Annotated in this window: 12 protein-coding genes; 6 read left to right on the forward strand and 6 right to left on the reverse strand. The window is 65.9% G+C overall.

The window, feature by feature from the left end:
- Nucleotides 1–157: 157 nt before the first annotated feature.
- Both htpX and BRSPCE3_RS16665 read right to left on the reverse strand, forming a co-directional pair.
- Entirely contained in the window at nt 158–1090 is a 933-nt protein-coding gene (htpX, locus tag BRSPCE3_RS16660) for a zinc metalloprotease HtpX (RefSeq protein ID WP_244067019.1), read from the reverse strand.
- Between the two features lie 254 nt (nt 1091–1344).
- On the reverse strand, nt 1345–2997 hold the full coding sequence (locus tag BRSPCE3_RS16665; RefSeq protein WP_244067021.1) for an ATP-binding protein: 1653 nt from the start codon (nt 2995–2997) through the stop codon (nt 1345–1347).
- A gap of 186 nt (nt 2998–3183) precedes the next feature.
- On the opposite strand from BRSPCE3_RS16665, the gene BRSPCE3_RS16670 reads away from it, so the two are divergent.
- From BRSPCE3_RS16670 to BRSPCE3_RS16685, 4 genes are all read left to right on the forward strand, one after another.
- Nucleotides 3184–4539, forward strand: a complete 1356-nt coding sequence (locus BRSPCE3_RS16670; RefSeq protein WP_244067023.1) for a lytic murein transglycosylase — start codon at nt 3184–3186, stop codon at nt 4537–4539.
- A 363-nt stretch (nt 4540–4902) separates the two neighbouring features.
- Nucleotides 4903–5406, forward strand: coding sequence for a DUF1993 family protein (locus BRSPCE3_RS16675; RefSeq protein ID WP_244067025.1), 504 nt, complete (start codon nt 4903–4905; stop codon nt 5404–5406).
- Between the two features lie 107 nt (nt 5407–5513).
- Nucleotides 5514–6374 carry an SDR family NAD(P)-dependent oxidoreductase gene (locus BRSPCE3_RS16680; protein WP_244067026.1) on the forward strand — a complete coding sequence of 287 codons (861 nt, stop codon included), beginning with the start codon at nt 5514–5516 and terminating at the stop codon, nt 6372–6374.
- 87 nt (nt 6375–6461) lie between these two features.
- Complete coding sequence (locus BRSPCE3_RS16685) at nt 6462–7565, forward strand: alkene reductase (protein WP_244067028.1); 1104 nt, start codon at nt 6462–6464, stop codon at nt 7563–7565.
- Between the two features lie 187 nt (nt 7566–7752).
- Here BRSPCE3_RS16685 and BRSPCE3_RS16690 read toward each other — a convergent pair whose 3' ends face one another.
- Nucleotides 7753–8226: a MarR family winged helix-turn-helix transcriptional regulator gene (locus tag BRSPCE3_RS16690; RefSeq protein ID WP_244067030.1), complete on the reverse strand. Its 474-nt coding sequence runs from the start codon at nt 8224–8226 to the stop codon at nt 7753–7755.
- A gap of 73 nt (nt 8227–8299) precedes the next feature.
- On the opposite strand from BRSPCE3_RS16690, the gene BRSPCE3_RS16695 reads away from it, so the two are divergent.
- The gene (locus tag BRSPCE3_RS16695; protein WP_244067031.1) at nt 8300–9469 is read left to right on the forward strand and encodes an NAD(P)/FAD-dependent oxidoreductase; all 1170 of its coding nucleotides are present in this window, start codon (nt 8300–8302) and stop codon (nt 9467–9469) included.
- Between the two features lie 69 nt (nt 9470–9538).
- Complete coding sequence (locus tag BRSPCE3_RS16700; protein WP_244067033.1) at nt 9539–10381, forward strand: tetratricopeptide repeat protein; 843 nt, start codon at nt 9539–9541, stop codon at nt 10379–10381.
- A gap of 35 nt (nt 10382–10416) precedes the next feature.
- Here the strand turns inward: BRSPCE3_RS16700 and BRSPCE3_RS16705 are convergent, their stop codons facing one another.
- The 3 genes from BRSPCE3_RS16705 to BRSPCE3_RS16715 form a co-directional block, all read right to left on the reverse strand.
- Complete coding sequence (locus BRSPCE3_RS16705) at nt 10417–11127, reverse strand: hypothetical protein (protein ID WP_244067035.1); 711 nt, start codon at nt 11125–11127, stop codon at nt 10417–10419.
- Between the two features lie 183 nt (nt 11128–11310).
- Nucleotides 11311–13053, reverse strand: coding sequence for an ABC transporter substrate-binding protein (locus BRSPCE3_RS16710; protein WP_194461197.1), 1743 nt, complete (start codon nt 13051–13053; stop codon nt 11311–11313).
- Between the two features lie 108 nt (nt 13054–13161).
- Nucleotides 13162–13488 carry a DUF2160 domain-containing protein gene (locus BRSPCE3_RS16715; protein WP_244067037.1) on the reverse strand — a complete coding sequence of 109 codons (327 nt, stop codon included), beginning with the start codon at nt 13486–13488 and terminating at the stop codon, nt 13162–13164.
- Nucleotides 13489–13493 lie beyond the last annotated feature (5 nt).

Here is a 13493-nt window from a genome sequence, read left to right on the forward strand (position 1 = left end):
CATCGTTAGACGCGTTCCGGGTGAGGGGGATTCTCCGCGAATGCAGCTATCGCCGCATCTGCGGCGACAGCCCCTCACCCCAACCCTCTCCCCGTAAGAACAGGGCGAGGGAGCACACCGCCTTGGCCGCTGCAATTCAGCCTGATCTCACCTCGCCCTAACCCCACGGCCCGCGCTGGCCCGAGGCACCGCCCCATGGGCTGCGCGGCGGATAGGCCGCGCCCGCCGGGCGCGGCGCGGTCTGGGTGCCGAGCTCGGCTGCGAGTTGCTGCAGCGCTGCGATGCGGTTCGCGGTCGAGGGGTGGGTCGCGAACAGATTGTCGACGCCGTGGCCCGACAGCGGGTTGACGATGAACATGTGCGCGGTGGCCGGATTGCGCTCCGCCTCCATGTTCGGCACTTGATGCGCGGCGTTCTCAATCTTCGCGAGCGCCGACGCCAGCCACATCGGCTGGCCGACGATGCGCGCACCATAATTGTCGGCGGCATATTCGCGGGTGCGACTGATCGCCATCTGCACCAGCATCGCACCGAGCGGCGCCAGGATCATCATCGCAATCGAGCCGATGATGCCCGGGCCGTTATTGTTGCGGTTGCCGCCGAAGAACATGCCGAACTGCGCCAGCATCGAGATCGCACCGGCGATCGTCGCGGTGATCGTCATGGTCAGCGTGTCGTGATGCTTGATATGCGCGAGCTCGTGCGCGATCACGCCGGAGAGCTCCTCGCGGCTGAGCTGCTGCATCAATCCGGTGGTGACGGCAACCGCCGCATTCTCCGGGTTGCGGCCGGTCGCGAATGCATTGGGCTGCGCCTCGTCCATCACGAACACGCGCGGCATCGGCAAGCTCGCGCGCTGCGCCAGCTCGGCGACGAGATTGTAGAGATCCGGCGCCGAACGCGCGTCGACTTGATGGGCGCCGTACATCGACAGCACCATGCGATCGGAATTCCAGTAGGTGAACAGATTGGTCGCCGCCGCGACGATCAGCGCGATCACGGCGCCGGTGCCGCCGCCGATCAGATAGCCGACGCCCATGAACAGGGCAGTGAGGCCGGCAAGCAGGAGCGCGGTGCGGAAATAGTTCATCGTTGTTCCCTCACGGCGAGCGGAATGCTGCCACAACTGACGCCGCTGAGGTAGGGATTTTGCGGCTGAAGCCGCAAGAGGAACCAGTGCGTCGCAGCGACGCGGCGGGGATTAACGATTGGTCATGTGCGGCGCGATCCGTAGCCCGGATGAAGCGCAGCGTAATCCGGGACTATCTCACCGCGGACAGACTGCCCCGGATTGCGCTGCGCTTCATCCGGGCTACGAATCCATCCGGGCTACGAGCTTGCGAATTACTCCGCCGGTTCCTGCGCGATCGCCGCCTCTTCCTCGCGCAGCGCGACCCGCAGCATGCGGGCGAGCTGGGCGCGGCTGTAGGGCTTGGCCAGGAACAGGATGCCCTGCTCGAGCTTGCCATCCTGATCGATGGCGTCATCGGTGTAGCCCGACGTGAACAGCACGCGCAGGCCGGGCCGGCGCTTCAGCGCCTCGGTCGCAAGGTCGCGTCCGTTCATCGCGCCAGGCATGATGACGTCGGTGAACAGGAGATCGACCGGCGTACCGCTGTCGAGCACGGCGAGCGCCTCGGCGCCGTTGTTGGCCGAGCGCGTCGTGTAGCCGAGGCTCTCGATCTGGGTCAGAACGTAAGAGCGCACCAGCTTGTCGTCCTCGACCACCAGAACGATTTCCTGCGTGCCGCGCACGTCCGGCTGCCGCCGGCCCGGCGCCGCGGCCGGCGAGACCACCGCGGCGCGCGGCAGGTAGAGCACCACCCTGGTGCCGCGGCCGACCTCGCTCTCGAGCGCGATGTGGCCGTCGGATTGCTTGACGAAGCCGTAGACCATGGAAAGCCCGAGGCCGGTGCCCTTGCCGACATCCTTGGTGGTGAAGAACGGCTCGAACACCTTGGCCAGATCGCGCTCCGCGATGCCCTGGCCGTTGTCGATCAACGCGATCGCGACATAGTCGCCGGCGGCGAGCCCGTCATGGCCATGCACGTCGGATGGCCTGAGCTCGGCGGTGCGGGTCTCGATCCGGAGCCGGCCGCCCTTCGGCATCGCATCGCGCGCATTCAGCGCCAGGTTGATGATCGCGGTGACGAGCTGGTTGGAATCGACCAGCGCGCGCGGCAGATCGGGCATCGGGCGGAAATCGATATCGACATGGTCGCCGATGGTCGGCCGCAGCAGCTCGATGGTGTCGACCATCAGCGCGTTGATGTCGACATCGCTCGGCTGCAGCGGCTGCTTGCGCGCGAACGCGAGCAGATGCCGCGTCAGCGACGCGCCGCGCTCGGCGGCGTCGCGGATCAGCGAGGTGATCTCGGTGAGCTGGCGGTTGTGGGTGACCGCCTCGGCCAGGATGTCGATGGTGCCGGTGATGACGGTGAGGATGTTGTTGAAGTCGTGCGCGATGCCACCGGTGAGCTGGCCGACCGCTTCCATCTTCTGCGCCTGGCGGATCTTGCTCTCATTGGCCTCGGCCTCGCGGAAGCGCTCGAGCAGGAATTCGGAGCGCTGGCGCTGCCGTCCCTCCTCGGCGAGCGCCACGTGTGCCTCGCGCAACTGCTGTTCGGTCGGGATCGCCAGGATCTTCGGGATCAGCGGCCAGAGCAGCACCGCGGTGAAGATCGAGGCGATCGCGGTCAGCGCCTTGAGCAGGCCTTCGAGGCCGTAGATCGGCACCCACAGCGTGTAGATCGAGAACACATGGGTGAGGCCGCAGGCGAGGATGAAGGCGGCGAACGGCCACGCCATCCAGCCGAACTGGAAGTCGCGCCGCTTGGAGACGAGGATCGCCAGCGCAAACGGGATCGAGAAATACGAAGCGGCAATGATCGCGTCTGAAATCACGTGGAGCCAGATCAGCTCGGGCTCCCACAACAGGCAGATGCCGTGTGGCGAAAACGTCGACGAATCCAAAAGACGCTCGAGAAAACTCCACATGGGTCCCTCCGGGCGTGATCGATCCGCCGACACCCCTGCCCGCGAATCACTTGGCCGATCATAGCGGCGGTGGCTCGACCTGCCTCAGCCCAATTGGTCTAAAGCCGGGCACCCCCGTTGTTGCCCGGTGTCGCCCTGGTGTATGCAGGATGGGCCTTGTTCTCCCCCTTCCAGCCGGTGACATCGATGCCAGCTTCTCTGCTCCGCGCCCCGATCATGATCGCAACGATCGCAGGCGCGCTGGCGCTCTCCCCGCTGGCCTCCTCCCTCGCCTTGGCGCAGCAGCCGCTGCCCAATCCCGCAGGCGCTGCCCCGGTCCGGGCGCGCCCGGCCGCGGTGGCGTCGCCGCGGGCTGCGTCCTGCCACAACGGCCAGAGTTTCGATCGCTTCCTCGCCGAGCTGAAGCAGAAGGCGGTCGCCGCCGGCGTCTCGCAGCGCACGATCGCGGAGGCCGCGCCGTACCTCGTCTACGACCAGGGCATCGTCAACCGCGACCGCGGCCAGCGCGTGTTCGGGCAGATCTTCACCCAGTTCGCCGGCCGCATGGCCGCGAACTATCGGATGCAGCAGGGCCAGCAATACATCCGGACCTACGCGGCCGCGTTCGCGCGCGCCGAGAAGGAATATGGCGTGCCGCCGGCGGTGATCGCCGCGTTTTGGGGACTGGAGAGCGATTTCGGCGTCCAGATGGGCAATCTGCCGACGCTGAAATCGCTGGTGTCGCTGGCCTATGACTGCCGCCGCTCCGAGATGTTCCAGGGCGAGACCATCGCCGCGCTGAAGATCATCGAGCGTGGCGACCTCTCGCCCGACGAGATGATCGGCTCATGGGCCGGCGAGCTCGGCCAGACGCAATTCCTGCCGACGCACTATTTCAACTATGCCGTCGACTATGACGGCGACGGCCATCGCAATCTCCTGCAGAGCGGGCCCGACGTGATCGGCTCGACCGCGAACTACATCGCAAACGGATTGAAGTGGCGGCGCGGCGAGCCGTGGCTGCAGGAGGTGCGCGTGCCGCAGGCTACGAATTTTCCGTGGGACCAGGCCGACCTCACCATCAAGCTGCCGCGCGCGAAATGGGCGTCGCTCGGCGTCACCTCGACCGACGGCAAGCCGCTCGCCAATGACGAGATGCCAGCCTCGCTGCTGCTGCCGATGGGCCGGATGGGTCCGGCGTTCCTCGCCTACCCGAACTTCGCCGCCTACACCGAGTGGAATAACTCGCTGATCTATTCGACCACCGCCGGCTATCTCGCCGGCCGCATCGCGGGCGCGCCGCCGATGCAGCGGCCGCACGCGCCGGTCGCACAGCTGCCGTTCAACGAGATCAAGGAGCTGCAATCGCTGCTGGCGCGCGCCGGCTACGATGTCGGCAAGATCGACGGCGTGCTCGGCCAGGCCAGCCGCAGCGCGATCAAGGCGATGCAGATGAAGTACGGCCTGCCGGCGGATTCCTGGCCGACCGCCGAGCTCCTGGCGCGGATGCGCGGCGGCGGCCGCACGCAGCCGGCCGCGGACGCGGCCGTGCCGGCGCGGTAGTCTCTCCTGCTCATTTTCCGTAGCCCGGATGGAGCGCAGCGAAATCCGGGATGATCCCTCCGCGGATGCAGGCCCCGGATTGCGCTGCGCTCCATCCGGGCTACGCAGGCTCTGCCCGTCATCCAGAGGTGCGAGCGGAGCGAGCCTCGTAGGATGCACGGCCCGGCCGGTGGCCGATTCATCCTTCGAGGCTCGCCAAAGAGGCTCGCACCTCAGGGATGACGGGACTGAGAGGGCGCGCGGCCGCGTGAAATATTTGACCAACTGTTACAGCTCCCCGCAGTTGTATTCTTCCCTTGGGGGCCCCACTTGCAGCATCGCCGTTCGGTAACATCCGGACTTCATCAGAACAGGGAGCATCACATGTCCTTTTATGACGCCGTCGTCCCCGCCTATTTGCAGATCCTCAACAGCCTGACCGGCGAGCTGACCAAGGCCGAGGCGCATTGCGAGGCGAAGAATATCGCGCCCGAGGTACTGCTGGGGTCGCGGCTCTATCCCGACATGCTGCCACTGAGCAAACAGGTGCAGCTGGTCTGCGATCACGCCGCACGCGGCTGCGCGCGGCTGACCCATAGCGAGGTGCCCTCGACGCCCGACACCGAGAAGAGCATCGGTGAACTGAAGCAGCGTCTGGCCAAGACGATCGACTATGTGAAGTCGTTCAAGCCGGCGCAGTTCGACGGCGCCGACGCCAAGGACGTCACCTTCCCGATCGGCGCCGAGCGCACCATGACCCTGAAGGGTCAGCAATTCGTCAGCGCGTTCTCGTTCCCGAATTTCTATTTCCATGCCGTCACCGCGCACGGCATCCTGCGCCACAACGGCGTCGAGGTCGGCAAGCGCGATTTCCTCGGCGTGAGCTGACGCGATATTCCCCGCAGCGGGATTTTCTGCTTCGGCGCGGCACGTCGCCTCGCGCGGGCAGCCGTGCTACTGCTCCCTGACAACAACAAGACGTCAGGGAGCACGCCATGTCGACCACAACCCACGCACCGAAAGCCGTCGATCCGTCCGCCTCGCTGCATGCCGAAGCGCTGGGACTGGCGAAGAACCACGGCCGCCTCGCCGGCCGTCGCATCATCGTGGTCGGCGCGGGACAACGCACGACCGTGGATGAAGCGCCGCCGATCGGCAACGGCCGCGCCATGAGCGTGCTGTTTGCGCGCGAGGGCGCTTCGGTTGCCTGCCTCGACGTCAACAAGGAAGCCGCCGACGACACCGTCGCGCAGATCGCGAAGGAAGGCGGCAAGGCCTTCACCGACGTGGTCGATGTCTCCGACGTGGCGGCGATCGCTCCCGCGGTCGAACGCTGTGCGCAACAGCTCGGCGGGCTCGACGGGCTGGCGCTCAACGTCGGCATCTCCTCGGGCCTGTCGCTGCCCAGGATGACGGCAGAAGCCTGGGACCGTGATTATGCCGTCAACGTCCGCAGCCACATGCTGTTCGCGCAGAAGGCGCTGGAGCTGATGGCGCCGGGCGGCGCGATCATCCTGATCTCATCGATGGCGAGCCAGCGCGCCGGCGGCCGCAACCCGGCCTATGAATCCTCCAAGGCGGCGCAGATCGCGCTGGGCCGGGCGATCGCCCGCGCCGGCGAGGACAAGGGCATTCGCTGCAACGTGATCGCACCGGGCTTCATGGATACGCCGATGGGCCGCGATGCCAGCCGCAGGCGGTCGGACCGCGCCCTGACAGTGCCTTTCGGCCGCCAGGGTACCGGCTGGGAGGTCGCCTATACTGCGCTGTTCCTGATTTCGAACGAATCCTCCTACGTCAACGCGCATACCTTGTTCCTCGATGCCGGCCACATGGGCGGGATCGTGCGCGGCTAGTCTGCAAACTGCGAATAGCCGGGGGCATTGCGCTCGTCGCCGCAATGCACAACTCTCCATTATCCGTCATTTCTGGAACATTCTCACATGAGCCAACCGACCAAACTTCTCGAGCCCTACAAGCTTGGCCCGCTGACGCTGCCGAACCGCTTCGTGATGGCGCCGCTGACGCGCAACCGCGCGGTGCCCGGAAGCTTCGTGCCAAGCCCGCTCGCGGTGGACTATTACGGCCAGCGCGCTTCCGCCGGCCTCCTGATCACCGAAGCGAGCCAGGTCTCGCAGCAGGGCCAGGGCTATCAGGACACGCCCGGCATCTATTCGAAGGAGCAGGTCGAAGGCTGGCGCAAGGTCACCGATCGCGTGCATGAGCGCGGCGGCCGCATCTTCATCCAGCTCTGGCATGTCGGCCGCATCTCGCATGTCGCGCTGCAGCCGAACGGCGGCGCACCGGTGGCGCCGAGCGCGATCAAGGCCAAGACCAAGACCTTCGTCAACGGCACGTTCGCCGATGTCTCCGAGCCACGCGCGCTCGAATTGTCGGAGATTCCAGGGATCATCGAAGATTTCAAACGCGCCACGGCGAATGCGCTGGCCGCCGGCTTCGACGGTGTCGAGATCCACGGTGCCAATGGCTATCTGCTCGATCAATTCGCGAGGGACAGCACCAACAAGCGCACCGACGCCTATGGCGGCTCGATCGAAAGGCGCGCCCAGCTGATGCTGGAGGTTTCCAAGGTGGTCGCCAAGGAGGCCGGCGCCGACCGCACCGGCATTCGCATCTCGCCGGTGACGCCGGCCAACGACGTCTCCGACTCCAATCCGCAACCGCTGTTCGACCACATCGTCGACCAGCTCAACGCGCTGAAGCTGACCTACATCCACGTCATCGAGGGCGCGACCGGCGGCCCGCGCGACATCGCGCCGTTCGACTACGCCTCGCTGCGCAAGCGCTTCAAGCAGGCCTACATCGCCAACAACGGCTACGACTTCGCGCTGGCGGAGAAGGTGCTGGAAGCCGGTGCGGCCGACCTGATCGCATTCGGCAAGCCGTTCATCTCCAACCCCGATCTGGTCGAGCGGCTGAAGGCCGGCGCCCCGCTCAACGAGTGGGACAAGGCGACGTTCTACGGCGGCGGCGCCAAGGGCTACACCGACTATCCGACGTTGAAGGCGACCGAGGCGGCGGAGTGAGGTCGGCTCGAACTCTCCGTATCGTCATTCCGGGATGCGCCGCCAGGCGCAGACCCGGAATCCATTGACCCGCATCACGCGCCTCAGGATGGAGTCCGGGCTCGCGCTTCGCGCCCCAGAATGACGAAAGAGAAGGCCGGGATCGCTCCCGGCCTTTTTCGTTATGCATTTGCGCGCTCGGGCATTTCTACGCCTCGACAGCCTCGCCGCTTTCCACCTCCTCCGCGACCATGCGGTCGAGGTTGCGATTGAGCCGCCGCAGCAGATCGAGCAGCGTGGCGGCTTCGGCCGCGCTGAAGCCGGCCAGCGCCTGATCCTGGTTGCGATGCAGCGCCTTGCGCGCGGCGGGCAGTTTCGCCCTCGCCGCCTTGGTCAGCGTGACCTGCTGGCTGCGGCCGTCGCCCGGCATCGGCCTGCGCTCGATCAGGCCATCGCGCTCCATCCGCGCCAGGATCTGCGCCATCGACGGCTGCTCGACCTTCGCGGCGCGGGCGAGATCGCGCTGTGACATCGCCTTGCCGTCACGCAACAGATAGATCACCGGCAACTGCCCGATGCTGAAGCCGTGCGGCCTTACCCGCCGCTCGCCGAGCCGCAGGAAGCTGCGTGAGGCCATGTTGACCAGCGGCGCCGGACGATCGAACAGGTCCCAATCGGTCACGATCCCACCATTTACATAGGTCCCTATTTATATTAGATAGGCCCCTATGTATCCTGTTGTGAGCGTGGTGTCCATGAGTTCGAATCCAATTCGCATTGCGATCGTCGGCGCCGGCCCCGGTGGGTTGACGCTCGCCCGGTTGCTGCATGTTGCCGGCGTCCCCACCACGGTGTTCGAGCGGGAGACGGGCCCGACCGAGCGGCCGCAGGGCGGCACGCTCGACCTGCACGCCGACAGCGGCCAGCTGGCGCTGGCGCGCGCCGGGCTGACCGACGGCTTCCTGCGCATCGCGCGCTACGAGGACCAGGGCAGCCGGCTCTACACCGGCGACGGCCGGCTGCTGCTCGCTGATGACGACATGACCGGCGATCGTCCGGAGGTCGACCGCACCGCGCTGCGCGATCTGCTGCTGCAATCCCTGCCGCCGGATGCCGTCAGTTGGGCGCGCGGCCTGCGCGAGGTCGCGCCGCGCGACGACGGCCGCTACGATCTCGTCTTCGACGGCGCACGCGAAGGACCGTTCGATCTCGTGATCGGGGCCGACGGCGCCTGGTCGCGGGTGCGGCCGCTGGTGTCGCGCTATCAGCCGCAATACAGCGGGTTGACCTTCGTCGAGTTCGGCATCGACGAGGTCGACGCCAGGCACGCTGCACTGTCGCAGCTGGTCGGCCGCGGCAAGATAGGCGCGGAGAGCGCCGGCCGCAGCCTGATGGTGCTGCGCAACGGCAACGCCCATCTGCGCGGTTATGCGATCTTCCGCGTACCCGTCGAATGGGCCGAGCGGCGCTTCGACGTCACCTCGCCATCCGCGATGCGTCACGCGCTGCTCGGCGAGTTCGCAGGCTGGGCCGATGCCCTGCTCGACCTGATCCGCGCCAGCAACGATCACTTCGCGCTCCGGCCGATCCACGCGCTGCCCGTCGGGCATCATTGGACCAACCGCGCCGGCATCACCCTGCTCGGCGACGCCGCGCATTTGATGTCGCCGTTCGGCGGTGAAGGCGTCAACGCCGCGATGCTGGATGCGGCGGAGCTGGCGCAGCGTCTGGTGGAAATGCCGGACTGGCGCGAGGCCGTTCGCGTCTACGAGGCGGAGATGTTCGTGCGCGTCGCCCGGCCCGCGGGCGAGGCGGCGGAAGCCGCCGCGACCGAGCTGTTGCATATCAGCCAGGAACTGACACTGGCGCACCACCACGCGCGCATGCAGATGCGCGCGGCGTCCGGGCACACCGGGGCGCGGTAGGTGCTGGTCATGATCTCCGGCGCCGCATAGCATGGACTGTATCGAGCCTGAACACGGTCGCATGCGGGAATGAGCAGGGACAACGCCGAGGATATCGTTCGACGCGCAACCGCCGCCTTCAATGGCGGCCGGCATGGCGAGGCGATCGAGCTCTGCGAGCGCGGCCTTGCGCAGCGGCCCGGTGAGCCGATGCTGAGCCATCTGCTGGCCGCCGTGCTGTTCGCCAAGGGCGAGATCGCGCCGGCCCGCCGCCATGTCGAGGCCAGCCTGGCGCGGCGCCCGGACAATGCGGCGGCGCGGCTGCTCGCGGCGCGCATCGCCCGTGCCGGCGGCGAACTCGATGCGGCGCTGACGCATCTGGACCGCGCCATCGCGCTCAATCCGCAACGCGAGGCCTTCGTCGAGAAGGCGCGCACGCTGGAATTGGCCGGCCGCAAGGCGCAGGCCCGCGAGGCCTGGGAGGCGATCCTCAAGGCCATTCCGGAACACCAGGAAGCCAATGCGCGGCTCGGCCGGCACGCCTGGGAGGCTGGCGACCTCGCCGGTGCGCTGAGCCTGCTCGCGCGCGCCACTGCGAGCGCGGCGCCGGCCTCGGTGTGGTTCGATCTTGGCGTCGTCAAGCAGGATTTGCGCGATCACGACGGTGCCGCACGCGCCTATCGCAAGACACTCGAGATCAAGCCGGATTACGCCGAAGCCGCACTCAATCTGGGGATCGCATTGCAGGAGAGCGGCGAGCCCGACGCCGCGATGCAGGCCTTCGCACGCGCCTACGGCCTGCGTCCCCAACTGTTCGGATCGATCGCAATGGCGCTGACCTCGGCCCGGCACGGCCGGCTGTGGCTCGATGAGCGCGCGCTGCGTGCAGCGCTAGAGCATGATCCGAAAGATCATGATCAAACAAGGAGCTAAAGCACGATGACGATTCAATCCAATCTCATCGCGCTTTAGGTCACTAGCCGGCCGCGCTTGGCGCGGAAATGCTTGCGGTAGACGTTGGGCGCGGCCAACACCTCGCCGACGACTTTCGAATAGGCTTCGCGGTGCGCGTCGTCGAAGGCCTCGAACGCCAGTTCGGGGGCCTCGCGCGGCACCGCGAAGCATTGCACGACCGGCATCCCCTTCGGCAGCACACCGGCAAATTCCGGCTGGGTCCAGATCGCCGGGAAATTGATTCCGCCGTCGTGAAACCGGTCGGCGTCGACCAGCCCCGAGATCACGCGGAACGGCAGGTCGTCGCGATTGACCGGATGGGTCGCGAACAGCGACCAGCCCGGTTCGAGCTCGATGGTCCAGAAGCTGTTGAATTTCAGCGCTGCCTGCCCGTTGGCGAACGGCGCGCCGGCGAACTGCGCGACGGGATGGAAGCTGAGCGGCGCGCGCGGATGGCCCTGCGTTGCGGGCTCCGGAATGTCCCAGTCCCATGCGAAGGCGCCGCGCTCGACCCTGATATCGCAAGGCAGCGGGATCATGACCCCATAGGCCATCGCATCGACGAAGGGCGGGCATTGCTTGACCGTACGGATCTCGCGGTCGTGGATATCGGAATGCGCCTTCGCCGGCATCGCGCGCAGCCAATCGGGCAACGCAGTGCGGGCCGGACGTGGCCGCGGCAGATGATCGGCGAGCTGCGGATCGCAGCGAAAAGTCATGCGCATGGCGAAACTCCGGGATCATGATGCGATGACAAGGAGACGCATGATGACCTCATCCCGCATTTGAGCACAATCGGCAGCCGGCCTCCACTCTCCCTGCCTTAAATGCCGGACGGCAAAAAAGGCCGGGATTGCTCCCGGCCTTTTGCAGTCTTCGGATGGCGTGGGCTGGTACGCCTTGTCGACTTACTTCGCTTCGGCGCGCTTGGGCGGCGAGGCCGGCCACGACTTGATCAGCGTGTCGTAGTCGATCGTTTCGCCCTTCGGCTTCTCGTTCGCGAGCTTGCGCTGCGGAGCGATGGTGCCGTCCTTCTCGGCCTTCTTGTACCAGTACTCGGCGGTTTCCTTCTTGTTCAGCTTCGGTCCGCAGGCACCCTGCACACCGGACTTCTCAAGACGTTCCATCACCGAATCCTGGGCCGCGGCGAGCGCGTCCATCGCAGCCTGCGGCGTCTTCGCACCGGACGACGCATCGCCGATGTTCTGCCACCACAGCTGAGCGAGCTTCGGATAGTCAGGCACGTTGTTGCCGGTCGGGGTCCACTGCACGCGCGCGGGCGAGCGGTAGAACTCGATCAGGCCGCCGAGCTTCGGCGCGCGCTCGGTGAACGACTTGTCCCAGATGTCGGATTCACGGATGAAGGTGAGACCGACTTGGCTCTTCTTCAGGCTCGTCGTCTTGGAGACGATGAACTGCAGATAGAGCCAGGCCGCCTTGCGGCGGTCGACCGGGGTCGACTTCAGCAGCGTGGCCGAACCCACGTCCTGGTAGCCGAGCTTCATGCCGTCCTTCCAGTACGAGCCGTGCGGCGACGGGGCCATACGCCACTTCGGCGTACCGTCCGCGTTCATCACGGCAATGCCCGGCTTCACCATGTCGGCGGTGAAGGCGGTGTACCAGAAGATCTGCTGGGCGATATTGCCCTGCGAAGGCACCGGGCCCGACTCGGAGAAGGTCATGCCCTGCGCCTGCGGCGGAGCATACTTCTTCATCCAGTCGAGATACTTGACGATCGAGTAGACCGACGCCGGGCCGTTGACGTCGCCGCCACGTTCGACCGACGAGCCGACCGGACGGCAGCCTTCCATGCGGATGCCCCATTCGTCGACCGGCAGGCCGTTCGGGAGGCCCTTGTCGCCGTTGCCGGCCATCGACAGCCAGGCGTCGGTGAAACGCCAGCCGAGCGAGGGGTCCTTCTTGCCATAGTCCATATGGCCGTAGACCTTGACGCCGTTGATCTCCTTGACGTCGTTGGTGAAGAACTCGGCGATATCTTCATAGGCCGACCAGTTCACGGGCACGCCGAGATCGTAGCCGTACTTGGCCTTGAACTTGGCCTTGTATTCCGGGTTGGTGAACCAGTCGTAGCGGAACCAGTAGAGGTTCGCGAACTGCTGGTCGGGCAGCTGGTAGAGATGGCCGTTCGGTGCGGTCGTGAACGACTTGCCGATGAAGTCGTCGATGTCGAGCATCGGATCGGTGACGTCCTTGGCTTCGCCCTTCATCCACTCGGTCAGGTCGACGGCCTGGCCGTAACGGAAGTGGGTGCCGATGAAGTCGGAGTCGTTGATCCAGCCGTCATAGACGTTCTTGCCGGACTGCATCTGGGTCTGGATCTTCTCGACGACGTCACCTTCCTGGATGATGTCGTGCTTGACCTTGATGCCGGTGATCTCCTCGAACGCCTTGGCGAGCGTGCGGGATTCATATTCGTGGGTGGTCAGGGTCTCGGAGACGACGTTGATCTCCATGCCCTTGAAGGGGGCAGCGGCCTTGATGAACCACTGCATCTCCTTCATCTGGTCGTCCTTGGAAAGGGTCGACGGCTGGAATTCGCTGTCGATCCATTTCTTCGCGGCAGCCTCGTCGGCGCGTGCCGGCGCGACAAGAGTGACCGATGCTGCGACGAGCGCGACCGCGCTGGTCATCGTCAAAAGCTTATCTCTAGTCATTGGTAAATGTCGCATTAGATTCCTCCGGTTGCAGCGACTAAATCAGGCCCGGGTAGACCCCGGATCTGCTCTTTTTCGCGTTCTTCAGACGGTGCGAAAGATCACCACGGCTGAAAGAAGCGAAATTACCGTTCCGAGCCACAGGCTCGAAATCTCGACGCCCTCCCCGATCGGCAGGGTGAAGATCGGATCGGTGCCGACGAGGCCGATCCACAGCAAATGGATCACCGCCGCCAGCACCAGCGAAACGAACAGACGATCGCCGCGCGTGGTCGGAATGCGCAGCACGCCGACCCGCTCCGCCTCTGGATAGGCGATCGCGAGCCAGGTCATCATCCCAAGCGTAGAGGCAAGCAGCACGAAGAAGACCGCTGTCGGCCAGGTCCATGCCATCCATGCGATGGATTCCATAAGTG

The sequence above is a fragment of the Bradyrhizobium sp. Ce-3 genome (genome assembly GCF_022835695.1).
Lineage (GTDB): Bacteria > Pseudomonadota > Alphaproteobacteria > Rhizobiales > Xanthobacteraceae > Bradyrhizobium.

Bases quoted from the DNA above. Each gene is read 5' to 3' on its own strand.
- htpX (WP_244067019.1), bottom strand. From the start codon at position 1,090: ATGAACTATTTCCGCACCGCGCTCCTGCTTGCCGGCCTCACTGCCCTG.
- BRSPCE3_RS16665 (WP_244067021.1), bottom strand. From the start codon at position 2,997: ATGTGGAGTTTTCTCGAGCGTCTTTTGGATTCGTCGACGTTTTCGCCA.
- BRSPCE3_RS16670 (WP_244067023.1), top strand. From the start codon at position 3,184: ATGCCAGCTTCTCTGCTCCGCGCCCCGATCATGATCGCAACGATCGCA.
- BRSPCE3_RS16675 (WP_244067025.1), top strand. From the start codon at position 4,903: ATGTCCTTTTATGACGCCGTCGTCCCCGCCTATTTGCAGATCCTCAAC.
- BRSPCE3_RS16680 (WP_244067026.1), top strand. From the start codon at position 5,514: ATGTCGACCACAACCCACGCACCGAAAGCCGTCGATCCGTCCGCCTCG.
- BRSPCE3_RS16685 (WP_244067028.1), top strand. From the start codon at position 6,462: ATGAGCCAACCGACCAAACTTCTCGAGCCCTACAAGCTTGGCCCGCTG.
- BRSPCE3_RS16695 (WP_244067031.1), top strand. From the start codon at position 8,300: ATGAGTTCGAATCCAATTCGCATTGCGATCGTCGGCGCCGGCCCCGGT.
- BRSPCE3_RS16700 (WP_244067033.1), top strand. From the start codon at position 9,539: ATGAGCAGGGACAACGCCGAGGATATCGTTCGACGCGCAACCGCCGCC.
- BRSPCE3_RS16705 (WP_244067035.1), bottom strand. From the start codon at position 11,127: ATGCGCATGACTTTTCGCTGCGATCCGCAGCTCGCCGATCATCTGCCG.
- BRSPCE3_RS16710 (WP_194461197.1), bottom strand. From the start codon at position 13,053: ATGACCAGCGCGGTCGCGCTCGTCGCAGCATCGGTCACTCTTGTCGCG.
- BRSPCE3_RS16715 (WP_244067037.1), bottom strand. From the start codon at position 13,488: ATGGAATCCATCGCATGGATGGCATGGACCTGGCCGACAGCGGTCTTC.